At 39.2% G+C, this 1219-nt stretch carries 1 protein-coding gene; it reads left to right on the forward strand.

Features of this window, described 5'->3' with window-relative positions; all coding sequences use genetic code 11:
• Positions 1 to 277: 277 nt before the first annotated feature.
• Positions 278 to 1219 (forward strand): integron integrase (locus H5123_RS20310; protein WP_182699092.1); only part of this gene is annotated, 942 nt, incomplete at its 3' end.

Raw genomic sequence — 1219 nt, forward strand, 5'->3', positions numbered from 1 at the left:
CAAAATATCACTTGTAAGTGTTTGTTGTAAATATATTATTTAACAAAAAATACAGGTTAAATATGACAATTTAGCAGATAAAAAAGATGCATAGGTGTTTACGAGGTCTGCATAGCACTTTTATATATATTACAAACTATTGATAATAATGAGTTAATGTTTAACAGTTAGTATTATCGATGCGCCAATCCAACGATTTATGCATCTTTTTCATAGCAATTATCTCAACTTCAACTATAACTGTATATAAACACAGTGCATTGGTAAGGTAACGGTTATGGGGCAATTAACATTTTTGGAGGCTATACGGACAGAGATCAGGGTACGCCATTACAGCTATCAAACAGAAAAATCCTACCTCTATTGGAACCGCTATTTCATTCGACATTGCAATATTCGTCATGGCGCTGATATAACCCCCGCTTTGATTGAACAATTTCTCTGTTTTTTAGCAGTGGAGTGCGAAGTGTCGGCGAGCACCCAGAAACAGGCTCTATGTGCCATTGTATTTGCTTGTCGCCATGTGTTAAAAATTGAGCCCAATGAGTTACAATTTCCCTATGCAAAAGCCCCTAAACGAATACCGCAGGTATTGTCTAACGAAGAAGCAAAACTGATCATCAGCAATTTGTCAGGCTACCACTATTTAATTGGTGCCATCCTATTTGGCTCAGGGCTAAGATTAAAGGAAGCCTTAAAACTTAGGGTAAAAGATATTGATCTAACCACTAAATCTATCTTTGTGTACCGAGGTAAAGGGCAAAAAGATCGAGTTTGTATGCTACCTAACGGATTGATTGATGTTCTAAAGTCACAAATGAAACAGGTAAAAAAGCTCCACGAGGCGGATTTGTCAGATGGCTTTGGACTTGCTTCATTGCCCATCTCTCTAATCAGAAAATACCGCAGTAACGCCTCTAAGTTTCATTGGCAATATCTCTTTCCTGCTAGCCGCCGCTGTATGCACCCAAGTGACAACTATGTGTGCAGACACCATATTCATCCAACGGCTTTTTCACGTGTATTAAGGCAAGCTACCACTAACTGTGGTATAGATAAGCGCGTTACCGCCCATACTTTCCGCCATTCATTTGCAACATCTTTATTACTCAAAGGCCATGACATTCGTACCATCCAAGAGTTATTGGGACACAGTGATGTCAAAACGACCGAGATATATACCCATGTGATTGGTGGCCATCATACTGGGGTCATAAGT

The organism is Shewanella sp. SR43-4, from assembly GCF_014163845.1.
In the GTDB taxonomy this organism is placed as follows: Bacteria; Pseudomonadota; Gammaproteobacteria; order Enterobacterales; family Shewanellaceae; genus Shewanella; species Shewanella vesiculosa.